Raw genomic sequence first — 26,562 nt, 5'->3', positions numbered from 1 at the left:
ATGCGGATGAGCGGGTGATTGGGCGACGGTCGCTACGGGGCAGTTAGGTCATGTACGGCGAGGTGGCCTGCAATGGCCCCGAGGAGGTGGCTCGAACTGTGTCGAGGGCGAGGGTGGCCAGGCGCATCGCGGCGGGCGCTGCATACGGCGGAGGCGGAATCGGCCTGATCGGTGCGGCGGCCGTGGGGCTGGTGCTGGCGGAGGTCCAGCTGGCGAAGCGGTCCGTCGGCGGCGGCACCGCGCCGATCCCGCCCCGCGGCAACGGCCTGTACGGGCTGGCGTTCGGCCGGGACAACCCGCTGCAGCTGTGCATCCTGGGCGACTCGACCGCGGCGGGCCAGGGGGTGCGCAGAGCGGGCCAGACACCGGGGGCGCTGCTGGCCTCGGGGCTCGCTGCGGTGGCGGAGCGGCCGGTCGAGGTCCGCAACATCGCGCTGCCGGGCGCGCAGTCGGACGATCTCGAGCGCCAGGTGACGCAGCTGCTGGCGGACCGCACCCGTACCCTCGACGTCTGCGTGATCATGATCGGCGCAAACGATGTCACGCACCGGATGCCGCCGACGCAGTCCGTGCGCTATCTGGCGTCGGCGGTGCGCAGGCTGCGGACGGCCGGGGCGGAGGTGGTGGTCGGCACGTGCCCGGATCTGGGCACGATCGAACCGGTGTACCAGCCGCTGCGCTGGATGGCGCGCCGGGTGAGCCGGCAGCTGGCGGCCGCGCAGACGATCGTGGTGGTGGAGCAGGGCGGGCGCACGGTCTCGCTGGGCGACCTGCTGGGCCCGGAGTTCGCGGCGAACCCCCGGGAGATGTTCGGCGCGGACAACTACCACCCCTCCGCGGAGGGGTACGCCACGGCGGCGATGGCGATGCTGCCCACCCTGTGTGCGGTACTCGGCCTCTGGCCGGAGACCGACACCCTGGACGCCGACCGCGACGAGGACATGCTCCCGGTGGCCCGTGCGGCGGCCACTGCGGCCGCGGAGGCGGGCACGGAGGTCACCGGTGCCCGCGCCCCGTGGGCTCTGCTGAAGCACCGCCGCCGTCGCCGCCTCCCCACGACGGATCCGGCCCCGGCGGCCCCGGCTCCGGCGCATGCGGAGGCCCGCGTGGAATCGGACTGACCGGGCCTGGCCGCGGGGCCGTCGCGCCCTCGGCGCGACGGCCCCGCGGCTCCGGGTACGGGGGCCTCGCCCCCGGTTTCGGGACGGGACTGGCTGGGGGAGAACACTCTCGGGCACACTCATAAGCAAGCGCCCGCTTAGAAAAGAGGCCCGCATCACACAGCCCGCGCAGTGACCCGGGCGATACGTGCGGGTAACTTCCCAGACAGCCCTTCCCGCCCTTCTTCCTCATGGAGCCGTGATGCCCGAAGCCGTGATCGTCTCTGCTGCCCGTTCCCCCATCGGCCGGGCCTTCAAGGGGTCCCTGAAGGATCTGCGGCCGGACGACCTCACCGCGACCATCATCCAGGCCGCGCTCGCCAAGGTTCCCGAGCTCGACCCGCGTGACATCGACGACCTGATGCTCGGCTGCGGTCTGCCCGGCGGCGAGCAGGGCAACAACCTGGGCCGTATCGTCGCCGTGCAGATGGGGATGGACCACCTCCCCGGCTGCACGGTCACCCGTTACTGTTCCTCGTCGCTGCAGACGTCCCGCATGGCGATGCACGCCATCAAGGCCGGCGAGGGCGACGTCTTCATCTCGGCGGGCGTCGAGATGGTGTCCCGCTTCGCGAAGGGCAACTCCGACAGCCTTCCGGACACGCACAACCCGTTCTTCGCCGAGGCCGAGGCCCGCACCGCCGCCGTCGCGGCGCAGGAGGGCACCACCTGGCACGACCCGCGCGAGGACGGCATCGTCCCGGACGCGTACATCGCCATGGGCCAGACCGCCGAGAACCTCGCCCGCCTCAAGGGCATCACCCGCGAGGACATGGACGCGTTCGGCGTGCGCTCGCAGAACCTCGCCGAGGAAGCCATCAAGAACGGCTTCTGGGAGCGCGAGATCACGCCCGTCACGACCCCTGACGGCACCGTCGTCGCCAAGGACGACGGCCCCCGCGCCGGCGTCACCCTGGACGGCGTGCAGGGCCTCAAGCCCGTGTTCCGCCCCGACGGTCTCGTCACCGCCGCCAACTGCTGCCCGCTCAACGACGGCGCCGCCGCGCTCGTCATCATGAGCGACACCAAGGCGCGCGAGCTCGGCCTGACCCCGCTCGCCCGCATCGTGTCCACCGGCGTCTCGGGTCTGTCCCCCGAGATCATGGGCCTCGGCCCGGTCGAGGCGTCGAAGCAGGCCCTCAAGCGAGCCGGTCTGACCACCTCCGACATCGACCTGGTCGAGATCAACGAGGCGTTCGCCGCGCAGGTGATCCCCTCGTACCGCGACCTCGGCTTCGACATCGACAAGGTGAACGTCAACGGCGGCGCCATCGCGGTCGGCCACCCCTTCGGCATGACCGGCGCGCGTATCACCGGCACGCTGATCAACAGCCTCCAGTTCCACGACAAGCAGTTCGGCCTGGAGACGATGTGCGTGGGCGGCGGCCAGGGCATGGCAATGGTCATCGAGCGGCTGAGCTGAGCCGTGGTGGAGGTGGGGGTCGCCTGAGGCACGAAGGCGGCACCCGCCCGCAACGGTGGCGAAGCGAAGCGCGACCGACGGACCGAGCCGCTGAGCCGAGCGGGCCGGCACCCGCGGCCGGCCCCTGAACCGCGGCGTTCTACGCGCAGTGGACCTCAGTTCGTGACTCAATCTCCCCCAGGATGTGACCTATCTCCTGGGGGAGAGGTCTTTTAGCAGGTCACAGCTGTTCCGGGGTTAAACACAGGGCATAAAGTCCTGTCCAATTCGTGACGTAATGCACTGACAGAACGCGCGGGCCCATCGCAAGCTGATGTAGGAAGTCGGGGGTATCGATTGAAACCGGGAGTAAGTCAGTGAGCGCCATGTCTCTTGCCCTGCTGCTGACCACGGCCGCCGCCACGGCCGTGGGCGCCGCTGCCCTGCACGCCGCCCACGGGCTCCGCAAGCAGGTCGTCGCCCTGCGCCACGAGCTCGCCGCGTCGCACGGGCCCGGCCGCATCGCCTCCGTACCTCACGCCCGCACCAGCGACACCGCCGAGATACGCGCGGCCGTCGCCGAGGCGCTCGCCGAGGAGCGTGAGCGCGAGCTGGCCGAGGCGCGCGCCTTCTGGGCCGCACAGGAGGCGCGTGACGCCGCCGACGCCTCCGCGCGCTTCCCCGGCGAGAGCTCCGGCTCACTGCTCGGCGGATTCGGCACTGTCGGCGACGAGATCCCGCCGTTCTACGTGCCGCGCCAGGCCGACTTCGCGGGCCTGGAGGCCATGGACCTGGATGCCGTGGAGGCGCTGGACGACATGGCCGACCTGCCCGAGGTGACGGAGTTCGCCGAGGACTCCCCCGAGCTGGCCGCCGCCCGCCGCCGCCACCCCTCGCACCCCGACTTCGTCCCGGTCCAGACACCGGTGGTCACCGACCACGAGCGCACGGTGGCGCGCCTCGAGGAGCTGGCCGAGACCGGCACCGAGCTGGCCGACGTCCGGCCGGGCCCGCTGGGCACGCTCGACGTCTACGTCTTCGCGGACGGCACGACGCTCTGCATGACGCCGGGCCACCGCGAGACCGCGGAACGCCTCGCGGACGCGCTGCGCGCAGGCGACGCCCCGGTGCTGCTGGGCGGATCGGCCGTGTCGGGAGCGTACGCACTGACGTTCGCCTGCGGCGAGGAAAGCGTCTACATCCTCGCGGACCGCGTGATCGCCTCGCACTGACCGCAGGCCCTTGAGTCTCCTGACCAGGGGGCACCGGCCGTCGATGCCCTAGAACCCGGCCCGCACCGCCGCATCCCGGACGAGGGACACCGCCGCGTCAACCTCGTCCGGACCCGACGGGGTGATCCGCAGCGCCTCGGCCAAATCTCGACCGGCCACCATCAGTTGGTCCGCGACCGCGAACACCCCCGCGTCAGGCATGATCATCGGCTCCCCCGCCGGCTCCTCCAGCCGTTGCGCCCGCACCGACAACTCCCTGGCCAGAGCAAGCCCTTCGGCCGCCGCGCCGCGCTGCAGGCGGCTCTGCGGAGCGGCCCGCAGCCGGTCCGCGAGACGCTCCACCGCAGTGGTCAAATCCGTCGTATCAAGCACGCCGCGACCCTACGCGCCCGCTCGGGACTGTTGCCAATACGCGAACGCTCAGGCACGGTGGCGTGAAGAGCACACGCGCAATGCGTCCGGAGGCGCCGATGTCCCAAGTCTTCTCCGAAGAGACCCATCGAAATCTGCTCTCCCGAATCCCCGAATGCACCGGTCGTGAGATCTCCGACTGGCTCCGCACCGTCGACGAAGGTCCGTCACTCTTCCGCTTCGAGGAGAAGGTCAGCTGGCTCCGCGGCGAACACAACCTCGCGTACGGCCACGCAAAAGCGATCATCCATGAGTACGACCTGAGGCGTGCCGCGCGCAAGCTGCTCTAGCGCCGGTCGCAGGCAGGTCGTACCCCGAACGAGAACAACGGAAAGGGCCCGCCCGGCAGCTGCCGGGCGGGCCCTTCGTGCGCTTAGCTCACGCGCAGGTGACGGCCTGGTCAGTCGTCGCCCTGCAGGATCGACAGCAGACGCAGCATCTCCAGGTAGATCCACACCAGGGTCAGGGTGAGGCCGAAGGCCGCCAGCCAGGACTCCTCGCGCGGGGCGCCGTAGGCGATGCCGTCCTCGACCTGCTTGAAGTCCAGGGCGAGGAAGCACGCACCGAGGATGACGCCGATGACACCGAACAGGATGCCGAGGCCGCCGCTGCGGAAGCCGAGGCCGTCACCGCCACCGAAGACGGCGAACAGCAGGTTCACCATCATCAGCAGGACGAAGCCCATCGCGGCCGCCATCACGAAGCCGTAGAAACGGCGCGTGACACGGATCCAGCGCATCTTGTACGCGATCAGCACACCGGCGAAGACCGCCATCGTGCCGAGCACGGCCTGGGCGACCACGCCGTCCGAGATGTACGTGGAGACCGCGCTGGAGATCACGCCGAGGAAGACACCCTCGAACGCGGCGTAGGCCAGGATCAGCGCGGGCGAGGCCTTGCGCTTGAAGGACTGGACGAGTGCCAGCACCATCGCCACCAGAGCGGCGCCGATGGCGATGCCGTACGACTTGCCGATGTTGGCCTCGTCGACGGGCAGTAGCACCCAGGAGAGGACGGCGGTGAGCACCACGGTGCCCAGCGTCATGGCGGTGCGGGCGACGACGTCGTCGATCGTCATCACGCCGGTGCGGGCGGGTGCCTGCGGCGGGGCGCCCTGCTGGGTGTCCGCCGGGGCGTAGGGGTTGGTCGCGTACGGGTTGCCCGCGCCCTGTGCGTAGGGGTTCGCTCCTGCGGCGGGCCCCCCGGCCTGCGGCTGCTGCGCGTTGAAGCCCGCGTAGCCGTTGTCGCGGCTGAACCCCCGTCGCGAGAAGACCGGGTTGCTGCTCCTCATCTCACTCCTCCTTGGCCACCGTGCGCGGCCTAGAAGTCAAGAGTAATGCGCGAGCAAAGAGAACTCTCTAGTGCGCGGGGAGGATCTTTCCGGGATCGTGACCAGGGGTGGCAAGCCCGTTCGGCCCTCTCCCGGGCGCCCGGCGTGACACTCTGCACCAAAGTGATTACTCCGAGCAGGTCTCACCGATGGGACCGGAGGAGTGGTCATGAGCAAGGCAGTACGCAGCAAGGCCCGTCTGGCGGCGCTGGTGAGCACGACGATTCTGGCCGCGACCGCGACCGGCCTGACGGCGCCCACGGCGGCGGCCGCTGAGCACCCCCTGGCGACGCCCGCGCCCATGCAGGCGGCGCTGCCCACCGACGTCCGTGACGCCACCGAGGACACCGACGCCGACGAGATCACCGACCTCGACCTCTTCCTCGACGAGATCACCGACCTCGACCCCTTCCTCGACGAGATCACCGGCTTCGACTTCGACGAGATCACCGGACTCGCCGACGACGAGTTCGACCTCGACTTCGACCAGCTCACCGGACTCGCCGACGACGAGTTCGACGACGAGTTCGACCTCGACTTCGACGAGCTCACCGGTCTCACCGACGACGACGTCGACCTCGACGAGTTCGTCGACCTCACCGACATCGACGAGGCCACCGAGGACACCGACGCCGCCGACCTGGCCGACCTCGACGAGATCACCGGCACCGTCGACCTCACCGACATCGGTGAGGACACCGATCTCGACGACGTCACCGGCCACCTGAACGAGCTGTCGGGGATCGTTGAGGAACTCCTCGGCGGGCTGCTGGATTCTGCAGCCCTCCCCACGCGGTGAACAACGCGGCCCCGGCGGCGGTGCGGTGGTCCGGCAATCGGGATCCCGCGCTGCTCGCCGGGGCTGCGGCCTTGGATGCCACCGTGCGTACGGAGCGTTGCTCGCGGAACAGAAGACGCTCGCGCAGCTCGATCGGGGCGAGCGCCACGGTGCCCGGAGCCGGACTTGAACCGGCACGCCCCGAGGGGCAGCGAGGTTTAAGCTCGCCGTGTCTGCATTCCACCATCCGGGCGTGACAGGCGGCTCCGCGTCGGCACACGAGCCTATCGGTGGAGATCGAACCGCCACGGGACCGATGGCCCGATGTTGTCTTATTTTATTGGCGCTTGAGGCACCGTCAGGGCAGGTACGGGGGCATTCGTACCCGCCCCGCACGGCTCGCGGCCGATCTCCCGCATCCCCGCGATTGACGGAAAAGCGCCGCCTCCGGCGCACCGCCCGCGCCGGGCTCGGTCCCCCATCCGGTCTCGGGGACGCCGTCATACCCAAGGATGACGATCGGGCCGCGCGGTCCGACTGGAGAGGGCCCCGGGAACGGGCACCGGGACTGACGATTCACGGACCGGCGGCCGACAGGATGGGGTGGTCCCCGCAACACAGGCCGACAGGAGCCCTTCTCGTGACCACCATGCCCATCGCTCACCGCGCCACCGCCGTGGCCGCCCGCGCCACGGATCTGTCCAAGGTGTACGGACAGGGCGAGACCCAGGTGGTCGCGCTCGACGGGGTCACTGTCGACTTCCGCCAGGCGGAGTTCACCGCGATCATGGGGCCGTCCGGCTCCGGCAAGTCGACGCTCATGCACTGCGTCGCCGGCCTCGACTCCTTCAGCTCCGGCTCCGTGCGCATCGGCGACACCGAGCTCGGCACGCTCAAGGACAAGCAGCTGACCCAGCTGCGCCGCGACAAGATCGGTTTCATCTTCCAGGCGTTCAACCTGCTGCCGACGTTGACCGCGTTGGAGAACATCACGCTCCCCATGGACATCGCGGGACGCAAGCCCGACAAGGAGTGGCTGCAGCGCGTGATCGACATGGTCGGCCTGCGGGACCGGCTCAGCCACCGTCCGACGCAGCTCTCCGGCGGACAGCAGCAGCGCGTCGCCGTCGCCCGCGCCCTGGCCTCGCGCCCCGAGATCATCTTCGGTGACGAGCCCACCGGAAACCTGGACTCGCGCTCGGGCGCCGAGGTGCTGGGCTTCCTGCGGAACTCCGTGCGCGAACTCGGGCAGACAGTCGTCATGGTGACGCACGACCCGGTGGCGGCTTCCTACGCCGACCGAGTGATCTTCCTGGCGGACGGCCGGATCGTCGACGAGATGGTGAGCCCGAGCGCTGACGGCGTCCTCGACCGCATGAAGGAGTTCGACGCCAAGGGCCGTACGAGCTGACGCTGCCGCGGCGCCGCCCTCGGCGGCGTCGGCCGGGTGTCGCCTGCCACGCTCCGGACCGTCACCGCGGACTCCGGGCGCCCCGACCGGTCACGTCACCGGTGACCGGACCGCGGTCGGCCGCAGCCGGCTCTGCAGACCCAGACCTCCCTCCCGTTGGCTCCGCCCGCCCCCGCAGGGGCCGGGCGCCCTCTCCCAGGACACACCATGTTCCGTACCGCCCTGCGCAATGTGCTCGCGCACAAGGCCAGGCTGCTCATGACCGTCCTCGCCGTCATGCTCGGCGTGGCCTTCGTCTCCGGCACCCTGGTCTTCACCGACACCCTCGGCAACGCCTATCGCAAGCAGTCCGCGAAGAGCTACGACAACGTCGCCGTCGCCGTCACGACGTACGCCGACCCGGACGACACCACCAAGAACCCCGGCATCGACGACCGGACCCTCGACAAGATCCGGGCCATCGACGGTGTGGCCGGTGCCACCGGGCGGGTCTCCGGCTTCGCCGGAGTCGCCGACCAGGACGGCAAGCTGATCGGCAACGGCTGGTCCAACACCGGGGCCAACTTCGCCCCCGGCAAGGACGGCAAGGACACGGCCTACGACTTCACCGACGGCACGGGCCCGAAGTCGGCCGGCGAGATCGCCCTCGACAAGGACTCCGCGGACAAGGGTTCGTACCGGGTCGGCGACACCGTACGGGTCGCCACGAACGGGCCGGTGAAGGAGTACACCCTCGCCGGTGTGTTCACCACCGAGGACGGCGCGGTCAACGCCGGCGGCAGCCTCGTGCTGTTCGACACCGCGGTCGCCCAGAAGCTGTATCTGCAGCCCGGCTACTACAAGGACGTCACCGTCACCTCCGCGGCCGGGGCCTCCGACGCGAAGATCCTCGACGCCGTCGAACCCCTCCTGCCCGAGGACGCCACGGCGCAGACCGGCAAGGAACTTGCGGACGACCAGGCCGTCCAGATCGAAGAGGGCCTGTCGAACCTCAACACGATGCTGCTCGCCTTCGCCGCCATCGCGCTGTTCGTCGGTGTCTTCCTGATCGCCAACACCTTCACCATGCTGGTCGCCCAGCGCACCAAGGAGCTGGCGCTGCTGCGCGCCGTCGGCGCCTCGCGCCGTCAGGTCAAGCGCTCGGTGATCCTGGAGGCGATGGTCGTCGGAGCGGTCGCCTCGGTGGTCGGCTTCGTGCTGGGTATCGGGCTCGCCACCGGACTGCGGTCCGCGATGAGCACGTTCGGGGCGAAGGTGCCCGCCGGTCCGCTGATCGTCTCGCCGGTCGCCGTCGGCGCGGCGTTCGGTGTCGGTGTGCTGATCACGATGCTGGCCGCCTGGCTGCCCGCCCGCCGGGCCGCGAAGATCGCGCCGGTCGCCGCGATGGGCAGCGCGCACGCGGTCGCCACCACCAAGTCGCTGGTCCTGCGGAACAGCGTCGGCGGCGCCATCACTCTGCTCGGCGCGGCCGGCATCGTCGGCGGCGCGGCCGCGGGCAAGGACGGCCGGATGCTCATCGGCGCGGGTGCGTTCTTCGCCCTCGTCGGCATCATCATCCTGATCCCGCTGCTGTCGCGGCCGGTGATCGCGCTGGTCCGCCCGCTGCTGCACAAGGTGTTCGGGGTCTCCGGCAAGCTCGCCGGCCAGAACGCGGTGCGCAACCCCCGCCGTACCGGCGCCACCGCGTCCGCGCTGGCCATCGGTCTGACGCTGGTCACCGGCCTCTCGGTGCTCGGCGCGACGATGGGCCGGGCCGTGGACAAGATGACGACGGACAACATCCGGGCCGACTACATGGTCTCCATGGCCAGCGGCGGTGCGCTGGACAAGTCGGCGCTGGAGGCGATCGAGAAGGCGAAGGGCGTCAGCGCGGTGTCGCCGCAGCAGGCGACGTCGCTGGAGATCAAGGACGAGTGGCACTCGGCGTCCGCGGTCACCCCCGGCGACGTGGAGAAGGTCTTCGACCTCAAGACCGTGTCCGGCTCGCTCGCCACCTTGGGCAAGGGCCAGATCGCGGTCGCCGAGGACACCGCGAAGTCCAATGGATACAAGGTCGGTGACACACTGCCGGCGAACTTCGGCGACACGGAGGAGCCGAAGAAGAAGAACGTCACGATCGGCGCGATCTACAAGGGCAACGAGTTCCTGTCGCCCGTGCTGCTCCCGACCGAGCTGGTGGCCCCGTACGAGACCAAGCCGTACATCCCCGAGATCTGGGTGACGATGTACGGCGGCGCCTCCAAGGCCAACGAGCAGGCACTGGTGGACGCGCTGGGCGACAACCCGGCGATGAGCGTCATGGACCAGCAGGACATCCGGAACATGTTCGGCGGCTTCATCAACACCGCGCTGAACATCATGTACGGCCTGCTCGCGATGGCCCTGCTCATCGCGGTGCTCGGTGTCATCAACACCCTGGCGATGTCGGTGTTCGAACGCCAGCAGGAGATCGGCATGCTGCGGGCGATCGGCCTGGACCGCGGCAAGGTGAAGCGGATGATCCGTCTGGAGGCCGTGGTGATCTCGGTCTTCGGCGCGGTGATCGGCGTGGGCCTGGGCGGGTTCCTGGCCTGGGCGATCGGCGAGACGATCCGCTCCGAGATCCCCGGTTACGCGCTGGTGCTGCCGTGGGACCGGATCGGGATCTTCCTGCTGCTGGCCGGTGTGGTGGGTGTGCTGGCCGCGCTGTGGCCGGCGCGGAGCGCGGCGCGGCTGAACATGCTGACGGCGATCAAGACGGAGTAGCGGGGCTCGGCCCCCTACCCTGACGGGCCCGTGCCCCCGACCGTGGTCGGGGGCACGGGCCCGTCGCGGTGGGGTGGGCGCCCGAACGCCGTACCGCCCTTCGGGCGGTGTCCTCCATCGCCCGACGGGCTGCAAAGCAGCCCCCCGGCGATGGAGTTCGGGCCGGCGGAGCCCGTCCTACTCGCGGGTCCACTCCCGCGCCCGCGCTCGCATGCCCGACGTTCCCGACGTCGGCGTGCGGACCGCCAGGATCTGGTTCACCCCGATCCGGTTGCGTTCGAACGAGAGCGCCGACGCCGCCATGTACAGGCGCCACACCCGCGCACGGCCCGCCGACGTCAGTCGGGTCGCGCGGGGCCAGGACCTCTCGAGGTTGGTCACCCACGCCCGCAGCGTGCGGGCGTAGTGCTCACGGATCGCCTCCACGTCGCGGACCTCGAAGCCCGCTTCCTCCAGCGTCGCGACCGTGCGGCCGACCGGGGCGAGTTCCCCGTCGGGGAAGACATAGCGGTCGATGAACTCGTCGACCGCGTACGACGATTCGTCCTTCTCCGGGCGGCGCGCGATCTGGTGGTTGAGCAGTCGGCCGCCCGGTGCGAGCAGGGAGAGGAGCAGGTCGGCGTACTCGCGGTAGCGGACGCGGCCGACATGCTCCGCCATACCGATGGAGGAGATCGCGTCGAACGGGCCGTCCCTGACGTCCCGGTAGTCCTGGACGCGGATCTCGATCCGGTCCGTCAGGCCCTCCTCCGCGATCCGCTTGCGGGCGTACGCCGCCTGCGCGCGCGAGAGCGTGATGCCGGTGACCCGCGCGCCGTACTCCCTGGCCGCGTGGATGGCCATCGAGCCCCAGCCGCAGCCGACGTCGAGCAGCCGGTCGCCCTCCTTCAGCCCAAGCTTGCGGCAGACGAGGTCGAGTTTGTCGCGCTGGGCGTCCTCGAGCGTGCCGCTGTCGTCGTCCCAGTAGGCGCACGAGTAGACCATCGACGGGCCGAGCACCAGCTCGTAGAAGTCGTTGCCGACGTCGTAGTGGTGGCTGATGGCCTCCTTGTCGCGCCGTCTGGTGTGCAGCGGGCCGGTGCGGCGCCGCACCTCCTCGGCCGGCGGGGCGGGCGGGGGCATTGCCCCGCCGAGCTGCAGCAGCCCCCGAGCGGCGGCACGCAGCCGCGGGTCGAGCAGCGGATGGGCGGCGACGGGGGCGTCCGGGTCGCGCTCCCAGGCGATCCCGGCCAGCAGGTCGAGCGCCGTGTACAGATCGCCGTCGACGTCGATCTCGCCGGCGACCCATGCGCGGGCGAGCCCCAGCTCACCCGGCCGCCACAAAAGCCGCCGCAGGGCGCGACGGTGACGGACGACGACGGCGGGGGCGCCCGGCGGCCCGGACTCGCTGCCGTCCCACGCGCGAATACGGACCGGGAGCGGAGCTCCCAGCAGTTGCTCGGCAAGAGTGGTCAGCCGCAGTGCGGCGTCGGCCATGGCGCACACCTCCGTGACGGTGGTTCCGCGTAACGCTCCACATCCGTCAACAGGATGACCACCCTGTGTACTTCCCGGCACTACGCAACGCGCAGGCAAAATGCCGAAGGGGCCGCCCGCACCACGGATGGCGGGCAGCCCCTTCGGACCGTTGTGCAGGTGCCGTTACGACGCCTTGGCCTTCTCGGCCTCGGGCTTGGCGACGGCCGGGGCCGGCTTGGCGGCCTCGTAGAACTCCTCGCGCGGCGTCTCCATCGCACCGAGGGAGACGACCTCGCGCTTGAGGAACATCGCCAGCGTCCAGTCCGCGAAGACACGGATCTTGCGGTTCCAGGTCGGCATGGCCATGCCGTGGTAGCCACGGTGCATGTACCAGGCCAGCCGGCCCTTGAGCTTGATCTTGACCTTGCCCATGACGATCATCGCGACGCCCTTGTGCAGGCCGAGACCGGCGACCGCACCCTTGTTCGCGTGCTCGTACGTCTTCTGCGGGAAGCCGCGCATCCCGGAGATCACGTTGTCGCCGAGGACCCGGGACTGACGCAGCGCGTGCTGGGCGTTCGGCGGGCACCAGGCGTTCTCGACACCGGCGTTGCGGGCGGCCATGTCCGGGACCTGGGCGTTGTCGCCCGCGGCCCAGATGTAGTCCGTGCCGTTGACCTGGAGCTTCTCGTTGCAGTCCACATGGCCGCGGGGGCCGAGCGGGATGCCGTAGCGGGCGAGCGCCGGGTTGGGCTTCACACCGGCGGTCCACACGATGGTGTTGGAGTCGACCTCGAGGCCGTTCTTCAGCACCACGTGACCGTCGATGCAGGAGTCCATGGAGGTCGAGAGGTAGACCTCGACCCCACGGCCCTCCAGGTGCTCCTTGCCGTACTTGCCCAGCTTCGGGCCGACCTCGGGGAGGATCTTGTCGGCGGCGTCGACGAGGATGAAGCGCATGTCCTCGCGCTTGACGCTGTTGTAGTACTTGGCCGCGTCGCGGGCCAGGTCCTCGACCTCACCGATCGTCTCGGCACCGGCGAAGCCGCCGCCCACGAAGACGAAGGTCAGCGCCTTGCGGCGGACGTCCTCGTCGGTCGTCGAGTCGGCCTTGTCCAGCTGCTCGAGCACGTGGTTGCGCAGGCCGATGGCCTCTTCGATGCCCTTCATACCGATGCCCTGCTCGGCGAGGCCGGGGATCGGGAAGGTGCGCGAGATCGCGCCGAGCGCGATCACCAGGTAGTCGAAGGGCAGCTCGTACGCCTCGCCGACCAGCGGGGCGATCGAAGCGACCTTGCGGTCCTGGTCGATGGTCGTGACTCGACCGGTGAGCACCTCCGCCTTGGGCAGCACGCGTCGCAGCGGGACGACGACATGCCGAGGCGAGATGCTGCCGGCAGCAGCTTCAGGGAGGAAGGGCTGGTACGTCATGTACGAGCGCGGGTCGACGACCGTGACGGTCGCCTCGCCGTAGCGCATCTTCTTCAGGATGCGACGTGCTGCGTACAGGCCTACGTACCCACCGCCTACAACGAGGATCCTGGGACGCTCCGTGGTGCTCATGCCATCGAGTATCCACCCCCCTCGGAGGGGGCGCTCGTGAGCCCCTTCACAAGCACTTGGGTGCACTCTGCTACACTCCGCCGCCCACGTGACCGAGGTCATGGCGTCGTGGGGGAACCACGGTGTATCGGAGCACGTTGTTCACCCCTCGTGAGCTGGCACCTAAGGCCTCGCGGCAGCTGAACCACACACCCCTTGCCCTCTATGGCCGACGGCCCCGGAACGCCTTGGATTCCTCGTTCGGAAGCCCGACAGAAGGGCAAGGAGGGGGTTTCCGGGGCTGGATGCGCCTCCCAGTGCCCTTTTCCTTGTGAAGAACTTCACGAACTTTCTCGGCGGACCCGCCCCAGGCCCCTCTCAGTGGCTCGGGCGGACCAGCAGATCGATCGCGCCGGTGCCGTCCTCGTCGCCGTGACCCTCGTCGAGATGGCGCCGCATCAGGTCCATGGACGGGGTCAGCAGCTCCGGGCTGACGCCCTGCTCGTCGGCCGTGCGCAGGAGCGTCGCATTCCCCGCGACCATCATCGCGAGGTTGGAGACGACGCCCGTGGTGTAGTCCCCGCTCTCCAGCCGGTCGGCCACGGTGCCCACCATGGGCGCCATGGCGACGAGCCAGTCCGCGAGCAGCGCGGCGAACTCCTTCGGCGCAATGTCCTCTCCACGGATCAGCGCAAACGCATGGTGGACCCCGGCGAACATCCCCGTCATCGCGCTCAGCAGCGCCACATCGTGAAGGGCGGCGAAGCCCACGTCCTCACCGACGTAGGTGGTAGCCGCCGGTACGGCCAGGGTGTCGCGGTGGGTGTCGAAGAGGTCGCGCGGGCCGCTGTAGAAGACGTAGCCCCCGGAGTCCGGTACGCCGATCATCGGTGGGACGGCCATCATCCCGCCGTCCAGCAGACGCGCCCCGCGTTCCCGTGCCCACGCGGCGCGGGCGCGGGCGTCACCGGGGCTCCCGGTGGTGAGGTTCACCAGGTCCTTGCCGGTCAGGTCGGCGTCGGCGAGGACCTCGCCGACGGACGTGTCGTCGAGCAGGCAGAGCACCACGAGGTCGTTCGCGGCCACGGCCTCCGCGGCGGAGGCGGCCACCGCCGCGCCCTCCGCGGCGAGCGGCTCGGCCCGGGCGGGGGTGCGGTTCCAGACGGTGACCGGGTGCCCGGCGGCGAGCCAGGTGCGGGCCAGGGCGGTGCCCATGGCACCGAGACCGAGCAGGGACAGGGGGCGCGATCGGGCGGCTTTGTCAGTCATGCGAACTAGGCTCGTCGCAGGCCCGGCAGCCATCAAGTACGCACTTGCAAGTGGGTGGTTACCCCGGGGTGAGCGAGCAGGCAGGAGGGCCGGGGCATGGCTGGCGTGCGAAGGCCGGGGGCGTACCACTGCGGGATCGACGCGGCGATCGACGTGATCGGCGGCAAATGGAAGGTGCTCATCCTCTGGGCCCTCGACTCTGGCGCGCGCCGCTTCGGCGAGCTGCGCAGGCTGCTGCCCGGCGTGACGGAGAAGGTGCTCGCCGCGCATCTGAAGGAGCTTCAGGCGGACGGCATCGTGCACCGCGAGGAGTACGACGAGGTCCCGCCCCGCGTCGAGTACTCGCTCACCCCGCGCGGCGCGGCGCTCAACGCCGCACTGGTGCCGCTCGGCGCGTGGGGCCGGGAGCACGTTCTCGGCGTTGCTCCGGAGAACGCGGTGCCGGCGCGGTGACCTCGGTGCCTGCGCGGTGACCGGTTCGGCGGCCCGCGGGTCGCCGCGCGAGGACCCGCGCCTGGTGCCAGGCTGAGCACGCGGAAGTCCGCACCGCATGCACTCCACAGAGCCCCGGGCCGCACCGGGGTGGCACCGGAGAAAGGGAATCGCGTGATCACCACTGACTTCGTCCTCGGCTCCCCCTGCTGGATCGACCTGGGCGCCCCCGACGTAGAGGCGGCCGCCGCCTTCTACGGCTCCGTGTTCGGCTGGCAGGCCCAGTCGATGGGCGGCGACGACTCGGGCGACTACAAGATGTTCCAGCTGGACGGCAAGGTGGTGGGCGCGGTCGGCAAGCTCACCGAGGAGGGCGCCCGCTCGGCCTGGATGATCTACTTCAACACCCCGGACATCGAGAGCACCGTCAAGAGCGTCGAGCAGGCGGGCGGCTCCGTCCGCACCGCGCCGTCGGAGGTGTCGGAGGAGGGCCGGTTCGCGCAGCTCACCGACCCCCAGGGCGCACAGTTCGCCGTGTGGCAGGCCGGCGCCTACCCGGGCATCCAGGCCGCGGACGTCATCGGCAGCCTCGGCTGGGTCGAGCTCTACACCACCGACTCGGCCGCCGCGCAGAGCTTCTACGGCACCGTCTTCGGCTGGACCGGCCAGGACATGGAGCTGCCGGGCGGCGGCGGTACGTACACGATGGTGACGCCCAAGGGCCTCCCGCCGGAGCGGATGTTCGGCGGTGTCATGGCCGTCCCGGACATGTTCGCGTCCGGTGACACCAAGCCGTACTGGCACCCGGTCTTCGGCTCGGCGGACTGCGACGCCACGGTCGCTCTCGTACGGGAGAAGGGCGGCTCGGTCTCCATGGGGCCGGAGGACGCGGAGGGCGTCGGCCGCCTCGCGGTGTGCAACGACCCGGCGGGAGCGGAGTTCGTCGTCCTCACCCCGGCCCCGCCCGCCGCCTGAGCGGGACCGCTCAGAACCAGCCCTCGGCCGCCTTGTAAGCGATGCCGTCGAGGATGTCGTGCTCGCTGACGACGACCTCGCGGGCGTCGATGCGCTGCATGATCGTGAGCAGGACGAGCGCCCCGGCCGCGATGACGTCGACCCGGCCGGGGTGCATCACACCGATCGCCGCGCGCTCGTCGTGCGTCGAGTTCAGCAGCATCGTGGTGACCTCCTCCACCTGCTCGTAGGAGATCCGCGAGTGGTGGATGGCCTCGGAGTCGTAGGTGTCCAGGCCGAGCGCGATGCCCGCGACCGTGGTCACCGAGCCGGCGAGGCCGACAAGGGTGCGGGCCTCGCCGATCGGCACGGTCTCGGCGACGACGTCGAGCGCCGACTCGATGTCGGCGCGGATCGCCGCGATCTGCTCCGGCGTCGCCGGGCTGCTCGGCGCATGACGCTCGGTCAACCGGACGCAGCCGACGTCGACGGAGCAGGCGGCGCGGGAGTGCTCCTCGCCCACGACGAACTCGGTCGAGCCGCCGCCGATGTCGACGACGAGATACGGCGTGGCCAGGTCGGTGCGCCCGGCCAGCGACTTCGTGGCACCGGTGAAGGAGAACTCGGCCTCCTGGTCGCCGGTGATGACCTCCGGTTCCACACCGAGGATGTCGAGGACGCCCCGGACGAACTCGTCGCGGTTCTCGGCGTCGCGGGATGCCGAGGTGGCGACGAAGCGGACGGTCTCCGCGCCCAGCTCCTTGATCACGGCGGCGTACTCGCGGCAGGCCGCGAACGTGCGCTCCAGCGCCTCGGGGGCGAGGCGACCGGTGCGGTCGACACCCTGGCCGAGCCGCACGATGATCATGCGTCGGTCGAGGTCGGTCAGCCGGCCCGACTCCGGGTCGACATCGGCGACGAGCAGCCGGATGGAGTTGGTGCCGCAGTCGATGGCGGCGACGCGGGTCACGCCTCTTCCCCCTCGGTGAGGCAGCCGGTCACGCACGGGCCCTTGCGCCACCACTCGGGCAGCATGGCGATCGCCTCGTCGCCGAGCGGGTTCACCCCGGGGCCGGCCGCGAGCGAGTGGCCGACCAGGACGTGCAGGCACTTGACCCGGTCGGGCATGCCGCCCGCGCTGGGGAAGCCCTGGAGAACCTCGATCGCGTCACGGCGGGCGATGTAGTCCTCGTGCGCGGCGCGGTAGGCGGCGGCGAGCTCCGGGTCGGTGGCCAGGCGCTCGGTCATCTCCTTCATGACGCCGTTCGCCTCCAGCGTGCCGATCGCGGACGCGGCACGCGGGCAGCTCAGGTAGTACAGCGTCGGGAACGGCGTACCGTCCGGCAACCGCGGTGCCGTCTCGACGACATCGGGCTGTCCGCACGGGCAGCGGTGCGCGATCGCGCGCAGCCCGCGCGGGGGCCGGCCGAGCTGCTCCTTGAACGCGGCGATGTCCGCGTCGGTCGGCTCGGTGTGCTCGGTGGTGGGAGGAGGGGTTTCCATGCCTGCCTAGTTCAGTGCTGTGCGATGGGTCTACTTGCGGTCGGCGTTGTCCACGCCGTTCCACACGTTCGAGTACCAGGGCCGGTCGGCGGCGCCGTCGTCCTCGCGGCGTTCCTGCACGGCCTCGGGGTCGATCACCGTGTAACCGGTCTCGCCCGGGACCACGTAGTGCAGATGCTCACGGGCCAGCCGGCGGATGTACATGTCGTCCTGGAGCCGCGCCTTCTCGTCCCGGAGCTGCTCGACCTGCGCCCGGGCCTCGCGCGTGAGGCGTTCCTGCTCGGCGATGTCCGCGCGCTGGGAGACGTACTGCCGCATCGGGTAGGCGAGGGCGACGACCAGGGAGCAGACGACCAGTGCCAGGAAGGCCGCCCGGCCGGTGAGCCGGGAGCGGCGGGCCTGGCGGCGGTTCTGGGAGCGGTAGACCCGGGCAGCGGTCTGCTCACCGAGCAGCCGCAGCCGGGTCGCGGTGGAGAACCGGTCCGCGTCCGGCCTGCGCGCCATGGTCTCGCCTCCCCTTCACACGCCTACGTCCCCGGACACGGTACGGGACCGAGGCCGGGGACGTAGGGACGACAGGGCGTCAGCCCGTGATCAGCCCTTGAAGCGCGGGAAGGCGGAGCGGCCCGCGTACACCGCCGCGTCGTCGAGGATCTCCTCGATGCGCAGCAGCTGGTTGTACTTGGCGACGCGCTCGGAGCGGGCCGGGGCACCGGTCTTGATCTGGCCGCAGTTGGTGGCGACGGCCAGGTCGGCGATGGTGACGTCCTCGGTCTCACCGGAGCGGTGGGACATCATGCACTTGAAGCCGTTGCGCTGGGCCAGCTCGACGGCGTCCAGGGTCTCGGTCAGCGAACCGATCTGGTTGACCTTGACGAGCAGGGCGTTGGCGGCGCCGTCCTCGATGCCGCGGGCCAGACGCTCGGGGTTGGTGACGAACAGGTCGTCGCCGACGAGCTGCACCTTGGTGCCGAGCTTCTCGGTGATGGTCTGCCAGCCGGCCCAGTCGTCCTCGAACAGCGGGTCCTCGATGGAGACCAGCGGGTAGGCGTCGACGAGCTCCGCGTAGTACTCGGTCATCTCGGCGGCCGAGCGGGACTTGCCCTCGAACTCGTACGAGCCGTCCTTGTAGAACTCGGACGCGGCGACGTCGAGCGCCAGCGCGATGTCCTTGCCGGGGGCGTAGCCGGCCTCCTTGATGGCCTCGAGGATGAGGTCCAGGGCGGCGCGGTTGGAGTCGAGGTTCGGCGCGAAGCCGCCCTCGTCGCCGAGACCGGTGGACAGGCCCTTCTGCTTCAGCACCTTCTTGAGGGTGTGGTAGACCTCGGCGCCCCAGCGCAGGGCCTCGGAGAAGGACTCCGCGCCGATCGGCGCGATCATGAACTCCTGGATGTCCACGTTGGAGTCGGCGTGCGAGCCGCCGTTCAGGATGTTCATCATCGGAACGGGCAGCAGGTGCGCGTTCGGGCCGCCGAGGTAGCGGAAGAGCGGCAGGTCGGAGGCCTCGGAGGCGGCGTGCGCGACGGCGAGGGAGACGCCGAGGATGGCGTTGGCGCCGAGCGAGGACTTGTCGGGCGTGGCGTCCAGGTCGAACATCGCCTGGTCGATCAGGCGCTGCTCGGTGGCGTCGTAGCCGACGAGCTCCGGGCCGATCTGCTCGATGACGGCGAGGACGGCCTTCTCCACGCCCTTGCCGAGGTAGCGGTTCTGGTCACCGTCGCGGAGCTCGAGGGCCTCGAACGCACCGGTGGAGGCGCCGGACGGAACTGCAGCACGACCCGTGCTGCCGTCGTCGAGGCCAACCTCGACCTCGACCGTGGGGTTGCCTCGGGAGTCCAGGATTTCCCGGGCTACGACGACGTCGATGGACGGCACGAGCATCTCCTTCTGGGATGTGACGCGAGAAAAGTGCAGAGGTCTGCTTGGCCTTGCGCCAAGAGCCTAACCGCCTCGGGGGCAAAGGCCGGCCGATGCCCGCCCCGTGGGACGAAAAAGGGCGTGAACACTGAGCGCGGGGGACAAAACACCCGGAAGCTACTCGTAGGTAACGCCTTGAACGCCGAAACCCCGGCCCGGCGCGCACGGGGGAACGCGGGCCGGACCGGGGTGCTCGGGGGTCCTGTCCGCGCTGCGGAGCGCGGACAGGAGGCGGGTCAGCGCAGGTGGAGCTGCTGGCCCGGGTGGATCACATCGGCGTCCTCGACGATGTTCTTGTTCAGCTCGAACAGCTTCTCCCAGCCGCCCTTGACCTTCTCGGCCGTGGCGATGCTGCTCAGGGTGTCGCCGGCCTTGACCTTGTACTCGCCGTCGCCCTTCTTGAAGGACTTGGCCTTGGCGGCGGGCTTGGCGGCCTTCTTGGCCGGGGCCTCGGCGCGCTCGGAGCGCGTGGTCGGGGCCTCGGCGCGCTTCGGCTGCGCAGGCTGGGCCGGAGCGGCGTCGTTGGCGGCGTTGGACAGGCCGACGCCGCAGCTCGGCCAGGCACCCTTGCCCTGGCCGGCGAGGACCTTCTCGGCGACGGCTATCTGCTGGGACTTGGAGGCCTGGTCGGCGGACGCGGCGTACGCGGTGCCGCCGTACGCGGCCCAGGTGGAGGCGGAGAACTGCAGGCCGCCGTAGTAGCCGTTGCCGGTGTTGATGGACCAGTTGCCGCCGGACTCGCACTGCGCGACCGAGTCCCACTCGGAGGTGGTGGCGGCGGAGGCGGAGGTGGCGGCGAGCATGGGGGCGGCGATGGCGGCACCGGTGACGCCGGCGAGCGTGGCGATACGGACGGCCCTTGACGCGCGGCGGTGCTTGGCCTTGCTGGAACGCAGCATGGAGCTTCTCCTCACCGACGCCTACGAGGTGAGCTGTCGGGTTCGGGCCATGTGAGTTGCCCGGCCACGCGTCTGGCGCATGGCTTCACCCCGAGCCGTTCCTCGGTCGCTCACCTTCAACGACCGGGACCGGCGCTTACCTTGGGTCCCCCGCTCCTGCCTTCGGCGCACTGAGCGACGAGTGTTCCCCCCGACCGACGGCAGGATTCGGCGTGACGGTCGACGGTGCCCGCGGTGGCGAGCGGTTCCGACCGTAAACACACGGCTCCCCGATGTTCAAAGCTGAACATCGGGGAGAAATCGCCCAATCCGCCCCGGCAATCAGGGGCGTTTACGCAGGTCGTGACCGTCTTGGCCGAATTTGCTGGCTGAAACCTGTTAGTTGCCGCAAAGAGACCCTTGTCTCACTGGAACAGAACGGACAAACGACCGCGAACCACCGCGTGAACTACGGCTGATTCAGGCCGAGATCGAGACTCTGACCGGGGACGATGAGGTCGGGGTCGTCCCCGACGGTCTCCTGGTTCGCCTCGTAGAGGGCGGTCCAGCCTCCCGGCAGCTCGCGCTCGTCCGCGATGCCCCACAGGTTGTCGCCGGGCTGGACGGTGTAGCTGCCGTCCCCGGCCTCCGCCGCCCCGTCGCGTACCGATGCGTCACCCCGTGAGGCATGACGACCGCTTTCGCGACCCTCGTCCGAATTGCCCGCTTCGCTCTCGTCCTTGGCGGCCTCGCCACGATGCTTGCCGCTGCCGTCCGCGGGAGCGGTTTCCTCGCTGTTGTCCGGAGTGCCCGATTCAGCCGGTTCATCAGATGTGTCCGGGGATGCCGACGCGTCGGCGTCCCTCGGCTGCGAGCCGTCGTCCCCGGAGGAGTCGGCCGACCCGGAGGGCCGCGACGTGTCGGACCCGGACGCGGAGTCCTCCGCGCCCTCCCCGGCGGACGGTGCGGCGCTCGCGCCGGACTCGGGCAGCAGCAGGTCGCCCGGCTCCATGCCGGGGTCCACGCCGGTGTCGGCGCCGTCGTCCGTCAGGCCCGCGATCGTCGCGCAGCCGGGCCACGCCTCCGGCCCCTGCGCCTCGAGCACCTTCTCCGCGACGGCGATCTGCTGCGAACGGCTCGCGAGATCGGCGCTCACCGCGTACGAGGTGCCGCCGAATTCCTCCCAGGTCTCCTGCGCGAACTGCAGTCCGCCGTAGTAGCCGTTACCGAAGTCGGCGCTCCATGCGCCACCGGTCTCGCACTCGGCGACACGGTCCCAGGCGGCGGAGTCCGCGGCGGAAGCGGAACCCGCGCCGAGGAGCGGGATCGCGATGGCCGAGCCGGTCACCCCTGCCGCGACGACGATGGCCGGAGCCTGACGGGGTCGGCGGTGCCGTCCGTTCCCGGAGCGCATGAGAATGCCTTTCGCGTGACTACTGAGGACTGAGCGGCCTGCTGACGCCTGCCGAGTCGACGGTGAACGTAGCCGCATTCGAACGTGAGTCACAAGTCGATGCAGCGGAGATCACGTGAAAGTCACGAACTTGATCCACCGTCAGATTTTGGCGGGTGTGAACTCAACGGGCAGAGTGCGCAATCCGCGCATGATGAGACCCCCACGCCACCGCAAATCGGCTGGATCGCCCGCAAGCCGCAAGTCGGGCATTCTCCTGAGCAGGGTCGCGAGCGCGGTCTGTCCTTCGAGCCGGGCGAGCGGCGCGCCGAGGCAGTAGTGGATGCCGTGGCCGTAGCCCAGATGCTGGTTGTCGCGCCGGGCGAGGTCGAGAGTGTCCGGTTCGCCGAAGCGCTCCGGGTCGCGGTCCGCGGCGGCGAGCACGACGAGTACGGGATCTCCCGCGGCGATCCGCTGCCCGCCGACCGTCAGCTCCTCGGTCGCGAACCGCCAGGTCGCGAGCTCGACGGGCCCGTCGTAGCGCAGCAGTTCCTCGACCCCGGTCTCCAGCAGCGCGCTCTCGCCGGCGGCGAGCGAAGCCTGCAGCCGCTCGCGCTGTGCGGGGTTGCGCAGCAGCGCGTAGACGCCGTTGCCGATGAGGTTCACGGTCGTCTCGAAGCCGGCGAAGAGAAGGATGAACGCCATCGCGGCGGCCTCGTTCTCGGTGAGGTGCTCGCCGTGGTCGGACGCCTTGATGAGCCCGGAGATGAGGTCGTCCCCCGGCTCCTCGCGCTTGCGATGGATCAGTTCGGCGAGATATCCCCGCATCTTCTTCACGGACCGGGCGACCCCGCCGCGCGGCCCGCCGCCGTGACGGATCATCATCCCCGCCCAGTCGCGGAAGTCGTCCTGGTCCTCGCGCGGGACGCCGAGCATGTCGCAGATCGCGTAGATGGGGAGCGGGAACGCGAACTCGTGGATGAGGTCCGCCTCCCCCTTCTCCACGAAGCCGTCGATGAGCCGGTCCGTCAGCTCCTGCACCCGCGGAGCGAACTCGGCGACGCGGCGCGGGGTGAACGCCTTGGACACGAGCCGCCGCAGCCGGGTGTGGTCCGGCGGGTCGATGTTGAGCAGATGCGTCATCAGCTCGGCCTTGCGCTCACCGGGGATGCCCGTCTTGCCCTTGGCGTGCGCGGGCTCGTCGTGATGCGCGGGATTCTTGGACAGCCGCTGGTCGGCGAGCGCCTCCCGCGCGTCCGCGTACCGGGTCACCAGCCATGCATCGACCCCGCTCGGGAGCGTGGTCCGGTGCACGGGCGAGTGCTCGCGCAGCCAGGCGTAGGCGGGATAGGGGTCGGTGGCGAACTCCCAGGTGAAGAGTTCGGGCGCGGTGTTCGGGTCGTTCACCCCTCGACGGTATCCGGGGCGCCCGGTCCCTCCGTCGCGCGGATCGCGTCACGGTACGCACGGGCCGCCGCCCGCAGCGCGGCCTCCGGGTCGACGCCGCCCGCCTCCGCCCGTACGGCGAGGGCCAGGAGCTCGTAACCGATGTCCTCCCCGGCGGGCAGGTCCACCCGCAGGCCTGCCGTGCGCACACGGGACGCCAGCTTGGCCGCGAGCGCGAGACCGGGCTGGCCGAGCGGGACGCCGTCGGTCACCGAGTCGCGCTGCTTCTCGATCGCCTTGGTGCGCAGCCAGTGCGCCTTGACGTCCTCCGGTGTCTCGGCGGTCTCGTCGCCGAAGACGTGCGGATGGCGGTGGATCAGCTTCTCGACGATCGTGGCCGCCACGTCGTCGACGGAGAACGGCCCGTCGGCGTCCTCCTCCGCGATACGCGCATGGAACACGACCTGGAGGAGCACGTCGCCGAGCTCCTCGCGCAGCTCGTCACGGTCGCCGTCCTCGATGGCCTCGACGAGTTCGTACGCCTCCTCGATGCCGTACTTGGCAAGCCCCTTGTGCGTCTGCTGCGAGGACCAGGGGCATTCGCGGCGGATGCGGTCCATGACCTCGACGAGGTCGAGCAGCCGCGCCCCGGGCAGGTCGTACGAGCCGGGGAGCAGCTCCAGGTCCGGCATCCGCAGGCGACCCGAGCCGCCGAGGCGGGCCAGGCCGTCGGTCAGGGGCTGCTCGCCGCTGCCGGAGGTGAGGACGACCACGGTCCGGCCTCCCGCGCAGGCGTCGACGACCTCCTCGGCGGTCGGCGCGGAGTGCTCCACGTCGATCCCCGCCTCGCGCAGATACGGCAGCTGGGGGTGCGCCGCGTCGGCGCACAGCACCCGGTCCGCGGCGTGCAGGGTCTGCCACGCCGGCCAGGACAGGAGTCCGGGCGCCACGCGGTGGCTGGCGGTGAGCAGGACGATGCGTCCGGCTTCGACAGGTTCGTTCACCCGTCGAACCTACCCCGGCTCACGCACCGGTCTCGACGGGCTCCGACTCCTTCGTCACCTGGGTGATCCAGGGGGCCTTGTAGGCGCCGAGCTCCAGCTTGGCGTCGTCCCAGGCGCCGTAGCGCGGGTTCACGTCGATGCGCAGCGCCTTCGCGGCGGTGGTGAACGCCCGGTTCAGCTTCTGCTGGCCCTCGGGACTGTTCGTCGCTCCGAGGGCGGCGGCGATCTTGCCGACGAGCACGTCACGGCGCACGACGCCGTCGAGCTGGTCGGGGGCGACACCGCGCTGCTGCAGATACATGGCGGCCATCTGCTGCCGGCCGCCGGACTGCTCGACGAGCACGGCCCTGGCGTCCTGGATCTCCTTGCGGCTGGCCTTCACCCCGGCGTCGGCGGCGGCGCGCTCGACGACCTTGTCGACGATGAGGTCGTACAGCTTGGCGCGGCCGAGCTGGCCGGAGTCCTTGATGAGCTGCGCCGACTGCGGGGAGGCCTCCTGCGCGTCGCGCACGTCCGCGACCTGCGCCTGGACGGTGGACACCTCGATCCGCTGCCCGCCGACGACGGCGGCGGCGCCGGGGCGTGCCTCGTTGCCGCAGGCGGCGAGGAGGGGCGCGGCGGCGATGAGCGCGGCGGAGACGGCGAGCGCGGTGCGACGGCGGCGGTGCAAAGGAGCCTCCCGGTGATTGTGCTTCGGTGCACAAGACCCTGCGGTGATCGATGTTAGGCAGTCGGAGTGGTGTGGGCCACTGATTCGCCAAACGATTCGGCAGGCGGTTCGGGTGCGGGGCTCGGCATTCCCGACGGCCGGCGCAGGCCGCCCGCGGAACCACGGCCGGTCAGGCCGCCGGAGTGCGTTCCGGCTCGGGCGCCGGGATGGGGGCGCCGGGGGTGCGGTCGGGGCGGAGCATGATCGTGCGGGAGACGACGAACGTGATCGGGATCGCCGCCGCGGCGGCGATCAGCGGCGCGTACGTGCTGCTCAGGTGCAGCACGTCCACCAGCAGGTACACCCCGCTCGTCGTGACCACGAAGTTCGCCGCGTTGGTCAGCGGGAACAGCAGGAACTTCCGCCAGGTGGGACGCGTGCGGTAGGTGAAGTACGAGGTCAGGAAGAACGACCCGACCATGCTCAGCAGGAAGGCGACCACATGGGCCGCCACATAGGGCAGCCAGGTCAGCAGGGCCAGGTACAGGCCGTAGTAGGTCCCGGTGTTCACCACTCCCACCAGGGCGAACCTGACCATCTGGCCCCGTACCGTCATCGTCCTACCAGTTCCCCCGCGCGCCTGTTCCGCCGGTCGTCCTGTCCGGGAAGGCCGGCGTTGGTCGCCTTCACCAGGAAGTGCGGTCGCCGCTTCACCTCGTAGTAGATGCGGCCGACGTACTCGCCGACCACTCCCAGCATCAGCATCTGTACGCCGGAGAGCGCGATGACCGCCACGAGTAGGGTGACATACCCGGGGGTGTCCACGCCGTTCACCAGGGCGACGCCGACGATCCAGCCTGCGTAGACCATGGCCACGGCGAGCAGCAGCATTCCCAGATAGATCGCGGCCCGCAGCGGCTTGTTGTTGAAGGACAGCAGTCCGTCCAGGCCGTAATTGAGCAGCTTCCCGAAGCTCCATTTGGAGCGTCCCTGCTCACGCACCGCGTTCTCGTACTCGAAGGTCGTCGTGCGGAATCCGACCCAGGCGAAGATCCCCTTGGAGAACCGGTTGTACTCGGTCAGCTCCAGGATCGCGTCGACCGTGCGCCGCGACAGCAGCCGGAAGTCGCCCACACCGTCGACGAGCTCGACGTCGACGAGCCGGTTTATCAGCCAGTAGTAGGCGCGGGCGGTGAGGGTACGGGTCACCCGGTCGCCCTTGCGGGTGCGCTTGGCGATGACCTGGTCGAAGCCCTCGTCGTAGAGCGCGAGCATGCGGCGCACCAGCTCCGGCGGGTGCTGCAGATCGGCGTCCATGATGACGACCGCGTCGCCCCCGGCATGCTGGAGGCCGGCGAGCATCGCCGCCTCCTTGCCGAAATTGCGACTGAAGGAGACGTAACGCGTACGGGAGTCGGCCTCGGCGATCTCCTGGAGAAGAGGGAGCGTCCGGTCCTGGCTTCCGTCGTCCACGTAGACCAGCTCGAATTCCTGCTCCAGCAGGGCGAGTTCTGCGGTCACATGGTCGTGGAAGCGGCCGATGATCTCCTCTTCGTTGAAGCACGGAACAACTATCGAGATCAGCACGGGAGAACAACAACCCGCCCGAATGGCGCCCCTCCGTTTTCCACGTGACCTCCAGGCGACCATCGGGTGAACTGGCCCGTATGCCGCACGTTTTCACGATCTACGCTGGCATATTCGGTTC

At 70.2% G+C, this 26,562-nt stretch carries 25 protein-coding genes, 1 tRNA gene and 1 riboswitch; of the genes, 9 read left to right on the top strand and 17 right to left on the bottom strand.

The window, feature by feature from the left end; translation table 11 throughout:
• Positions 1-113 precede the first annotated feature (113 nt).
• From AC067Z_RS04700 to AC067Z_RS04690, 3 genes are all read left to right on the top strand, one after another.
• A complete protein-coding gene (locus AC067Z_RS04700) occupies positions 114-1,121 on the top strand; it encodes an SGNH/GDSL hydrolase family protein (protein ID WP_478788058.1) in 1,008 nt (335 codons plus the stop codon).
• 241 nt (positions 1,122-1,362) lie between these two features.
• Entirely contained in the window at positions 1,363-2,583 is a 1,221-nt protein-coding gene (locus AC067Z_RS04695; RefSeq protein WP_478787968.1) for an acetyl-CoA C-acetyltransferase, read from the top strand.
• Positions 2,584-2,948: 365 nt separating this feature from the next.
• Positions 2,949-3,794: a hypothetical protein gene (locus AC067Z_RS04690; RefSeq protein ID WP_478788057.1), complete on the top strand. Its 846-nt coding sequence runs from the start codon at positions 2,949-2,951 to the stop codon at positions 3,792-3,794.
• Positions 3,795-3,842: 48 nt separating this feature from the next.
• Here AC067Z_RS04690 and AC067Z_RS04685 read toward each other — a convergent pair whose 3' ends face one another.
• Complete coding sequence (locus tag AC067Z_RS04685) at positions 3,843-4,166, bottom strand: hypothetical protein (RefSeq protein WP_478787967.1); 324 nt, start codon at positions 4,164-4,166, stop codon at positions 3,843-3,845.
• Positions 4,167-4,264: 98 nt separating this feature from the next.
• Between AC067Z_RS04685 and AC067Z_RS04680 the strand changes: the two genes are divergently transcribed.
• Positions 4,265-4,495 carry a DUF4287 domain-containing protein gene (locus AC067Z_RS04680; protein ID WP_356637552.1) on the top strand — a complete coding sequence of 77 codons (231 nt, stop codon included), beginning with the start codon at positions 4,265-4,267 and terminating at the stop codon, positions 4,493-4,495.
• Between the two features lie 110 nt (positions 4,496-4,605).
• Here the strand turns inward: AC067Z_RS04680 and AC067Z_RS04675 are convergent, their stop codons facing one another.
• On the bottom strand, positions 4,606-5,496 hold the full coding sequence (locus tag AC067Z_RS04675; protein WP_478787966.1) for a Bax inhibitor-1/YccA family protein: 891 nt from the start codon (positions 5,494-5,496) through the stop codon (positions 4,606-4,608).
• Positions 5,497-5,704: 208 nt separating this feature from the next.
• Between AC067Z_RS04675 and AC067Z_RS04670 the strand changes: the two genes are divergently transcribed.
• Positions 5,705-6,334 carry a hypothetical protein gene (locus tag AC067Z_RS04670; RefSeq protein WP_478787965.1) on the top strand — a complete coding sequence of 210 codons (630 nt, stop codon included), beginning with the start codon at positions 5,705-5,707 and terminating at the stop codon, positions 6,332-6,334.
• Positions 6,335-6,484: 150 nt separating this feature from the next.
• On the opposite strand, the gene AC067Z_RS04665 is transcribed toward AC067Z_RS04670, so the two are convergent.
• Positions 6,485-6,566: transfer RNA gene (locus AC067Z_RS04665), tRNA-Leu, on the bottom strand.
• A 387-nt stretch (positions 6,567-6,953) separates the two neighbouring features.
• Between AC067Z_RS04665 and AC067Z_RS04660 the strand changes: the two genes are divergently transcribed.
• A complete protein-coding gene (locus AC067Z_RS04660; RefSeq protein ID WP_478787964.1) occupies positions 6,954-7,724 on the top strand; it encodes an ABC transporter ATP-binding protein in 771 nt (256 codons plus the stop codon).
• Between the two features lie 207 nt (positions 7,725-7,931).
• The gene (locus AC067Z_RS04655) at positions 7,932-10,469 is read left to right on the top strand and encodes an ABC transporter permease (protein WP_478787963.1); all 2,538 of its coding nucleotides are present in this window, start codon (positions 7,932-7,934) and stop codon (positions 10,467-10,469) included.
• 177 nt (positions 10,470-10,646) lie between these two features.
• On the opposite strand, the gene AC067Z_RS04650 is transcribed toward AC067Z_RS04655, so the two are convergent.
• The 3 genes from AC067Z_RS04650 to AC067Z_RS04640 all read right to left on the bottom strand — a co-directional run bounded on the left by AC067Z_RS04650 (position 10,647) and on the right by AC067Z_RS04640 (position 14,738).
• A complete protein-coding gene (locus AC067Z_RS04650) occupies positions 10,647-11,945 on the bottom strand; it encodes a class I SAM-dependent methyltransferase (RefSeq protein WP_478787962.1) in 1,299 nt (432 codons plus the stop codon).
• Between the two features lie 165 nt (positions 11,946-12,110).
• Positions 12,111-13,490, bottom strand: a complete 1,380-nt coding sequence (locus AC067Z_RS04645) for an NAD(P)/FAD-dependent oxidoreductase (protein ID WP_478787961.1) — start codon at positions 13,488-13,490, stop codon at positions 12,111-12,113.
• 357 nt (positions 13,491-13,847) lie between these two features.
• On the bottom strand, positions 13,848-14,738 hold the full coding sequence (locus AC067Z_RS04640) for an NAD(P)-dependent oxidoreductase (protein WP_478787960.1): 891 nt from the start codon (positions 14,736-14,738) through the stop codon (positions 13,848-13,850).
• 96 nt (positions 14,739-14,834) lie between these two features.
• Here AC067Z_RS04640 and AC067Z_RS04635 point away from each other — a divergent pair, with 96 nt between their 5' ends.
• Both AC067Z_RS04635 and AC067Z_RS04630 read left to right on the top strand, forming a co-directional pair.
• Positions 14,835-15,191, top strand: a complete 357-nt coding sequence (locus AC067Z_RS04635) for a winged helix-turn-helix transcriptional regulator (protein WP_478787959.1) — start codon at positions 14,835-14,837, stop codon at positions 15,189-15,191.
• A gap of 153 nt (positions 15,192-15,344) precedes the next feature.
• Positions 15,345-16,145, top strand: a complete 801-nt coding sequence (locus tag AC067Z_RS04630; protein ID WP_478787958.1) for a VOC family protein — start codon at positions 15,345-15,347, stop codon at positions 16,143-16,145.
• Between the two features lie 10 nt (positions 16,146-16,155).
• On the opposite strand, the gene AC067Z_RS04625 is transcribed toward AC067Z_RS04630, so the two are convergent.
• From AC067Z_RS04625 to AC067Z_RS04575, 11 genes are all read right to left on the bottom strand, one after another.
• Positions 16,156-17,094, bottom strand: a complete 939-nt coding sequence (locus tag AC067Z_RS04625) for a Ppx/GppA phosphatase family protein (RefSeq protein WP_478787957.1) — start codon at positions 17,092-17,094, stop codon at positions 16,156-16,158.
• Positions 17,091-17,627 (bottom strand): DUF501 domain-containing protein, encoded by a 537-nt coding sequence (locus AC067Z_RS04620; RefSeq protein WP_478787956.1) that lies wholly within the window; start codon positions 17,625-17,627, stop codon positions 17,091-17,093. The genes AC067Z_RS04625 and AC067Z_RS04620 overlap by 4 nt, the downstream gene beginning before the upstream one ends.
• Positions 17,628-17,657: 30 nt before the next feature.
• On the bottom strand, positions 17,658-18,131 hold the full coding sequence (locus AC067Z_RS04615; protein ID WP_478787955.1) for an FtsB family cell division protein: 474 nt from the start codon (positions 18,129-18,131) through the stop codon (positions 17,658-17,660).
• Between the two features lie 90 nt (positions 18,132-18,221).
• Positions 18,222-19,508 (bottom strand): phosphopyruvate hydratase, encoded by a 1,287-nt coding sequence (gene eno / locus AC067Z_RS04610; protein ID WP_478787954.1) that lies wholly within the window; start codon positions 19,506-19,508, stop codon positions 18,222-18,224.
• 272 nt (positions 19,509-19,780) lie between these two features.
• The gene (locus AC067Z_RS04605; protein WP_478787953.1) at positions 19,781-20,443 is read right to left on the bottom strand and encodes a transglycosylase family protein; all 663 of its coding nucleotides are present in this window, start codon (positions 20,441-20,443) and stop codon (positions 19,781-19,783) included.
• Positions 20,444-20,446: 3 nt separating this feature from the next.
• Positions 20,447-20,621: riboswitch (cyclic di-AMP (ydaO/yuaA leader) on the bottom strand.
• A 270-nt stretch (positions 20,622-20,891) separates the two neighbouring features.
• Positions 20,892-21,836, bottom strand: a complete 945-nt coding sequence (locus AC067Z_RS04600; RefSeq protein ID WP_478787952.1) for a transglycosylase family protein — start codon at positions 21,834-21,836, stop codon at positions 20,892-20,894.
• Positions 21,837-21,977: 141 nt separating this feature from the next.
• The gene (locus AC067Z_RS04595; RefSeq protein ID WP_478787951.1) at positions 21,978-23,222 is read right to left on the bottom strand and encodes a cytochrome P450 family protein; all 1,245 of its coding nucleotides are present in this window, start codon (positions 23,220-23,222) and stop codon (positions 21,978-21,980) included.
• The gene (locus AC067Z_RS04590) at positions 23,219-24,205 is read right to left on the bottom strand and encodes a nucleoside triphosphate pyrophosphohydrolase (RefSeq protein ID WP_478787950.1); all 987 of its coding nucleotides are present in this window, start codon (positions 24,203-24,205) and stop codon (positions 23,219-23,221) included. The genes AC067Z_RS04595 and AC067Z_RS04590 overlap by 4 nt, the downstream gene beginning before the upstream one ends.
• A gap of 19 nt (positions 24,206-24,224) precedes the next feature.
• A complete protein-coding gene (locus AC067Z_RS04585) occupies positions 24,225-24,875 on the bottom strand; it encodes a SurA N-terminal domain-containing protein (RefSeq protein ID WP_478787949.1) in 651 nt (216 codons plus the stop codon).
• Between the two features lie 169 nt (positions 24,876-25,044).
• Positions 25,045-25,470 carry a GtrA family protein gene (locus AC067Z_RS04580; RefSeq protein ID WP_478787948.1) on the bottom strand — a complete coding sequence of 142 codons (426 nt, stop codon included), beginning with the start codon at positions 25,468-25,470 and terminating at the stop codon, positions 25,045-25,047.
• Entirely contained in the window at positions 25,467-26,441 is a 975-nt protein-coding gene (locus AC067Z_RS04575) for a glycosyltransferase family 2 protein (RefSeq protein ID WP_478787947.1), read from the bottom strand. Before AC067Z_RS04575 ends, AC067Z_RS04580 begins: the two co-directional genes overlap by 4 nt.
• Between the last annotated feature and the right edge of the window lie 121 nt (positions 26,442-26,562).

The sequence above is a fragment of the Streptomyces sp. NPDC043812 genome, from assembly GCF_056436245.1.
This window is presented reverse-complemented; position numbering and strand designations above follow the sequence as displayed.

Bases quoted from the DNA above. Each gene is read 5' to 3' on its own strand.
- AC067Z_RS04695 (WP_478787968.1), top strand. From the start codon at position 1,363: ATGCCCGAAGCCGTGATCGTCTCTGCTGCCCGTTCCCCCATCGGCCGG.
- AC067Z_RS04690 (WP_478788057.1), top strand. From the start codon at position 2,949: ATGTCTCTTGCCCTGCTGCTGACCACGGCCGCCGCCACGGCCGTGGGC.
- AC067Z_RS04680 (WP_356637552.1), top strand. From the start codon at position 4,265: ATGTCCCAAGTCTTCTCCGAAGAGACCCATCGAAATCTGCTCTCCCGA.
- AC067Z_RS04675 (WP_478787966.1), bottom strand. From the start codon at position 5,496: ATGAGGAGCAGCAACCCGGTCTTCTCGCGACGGGGGTTCAGCCGCGAC.
- AC067Z_RS04670 (WP_478787965.1), top strand. From the start codon at position 5,705: ATGAGCAAGGCAGTACGCAGCAAGGCCCGTCTGGCGGCGCTGGTGAGC.
- AC067Z_RS04655 (WP_478787963.1), top strand. From the start codon at position 7,932: ATGTTCCGTACCGCCCTGCGCAATGTGCTCGCGCACAAGGCCAGGCTG.
- AC067Z_RS04650 (WP_478787962.1), bottom strand. From the start codon at position 11,945: ATGGCCGACGCCGCACTGCGGCTGACCACTCTTGCCGAGCAACTGCTG.
- AC067Z_RS04645 (WP_478787961.1), bottom strand. From the start codon at position 13,490: ATGAGCACCACGGAGCGTCCCAGGATCCTCGTTGTAGGCGGTGGGTAC.
- AC067Z_RS04640 (WP_478787960.1), bottom strand. From the start codon at position 14,738: ATGACTGACAAAGCCGCCCGATCGCGCCCCCTGTCCCTGCTCGGTCTC.
- AC067Z_RS04635 (WP_478787959.1), top strand. From the start codon at position 14,835: ATGGCTGGCGTGCGAAGGCCGGGGGCGTACCACTGCGGGATCGACGCG.
- AC067Z_RS04620 (WP_478787956.1), bottom strand. From the start codon at position 17,627: ATGGAAACCCCTCCTCCCACCACCGAGCACACCGAGCCGACCGACGCG.
- AC067Z_RS04615 (WP_478787955.1), bottom strand. From the start codon at position 18,131: ATGGCGCGCAGGCCGGACGCGGACCGGTTCTCCACCGCGACCCGGCTG.
- eno (WP_478787954.1), bottom strand. From the start codon at position 19,508: ATGCTCGTGCCGTCCATCGACGTCGTCGTAGCCCGGGAAATCCTGGAC.
- AC067Z_RS04605 (WP_478787953.1), bottom strand. From the start codon at position 20,443: ATGCTGCGTTCCAGCAAGGCCAAGCACCGCCGCGCGTCAAGGGCCGTC.
- AC067Z_RS04600 (WP_478787952.1), bottom strand. From the start codon at position 21,836: ATGCGCTCCGGGAACGGACGGCACCGCCGACCCCGTCAGGCTCCGGCC.
- AC067Z_RS04580 (WP_478787948.1), bottom strand. From the start codon at position 25,470: ATGACGGTACGGGGCCAGATGGTCAGGTTCGCCCTGGTGGGAGTGGTG.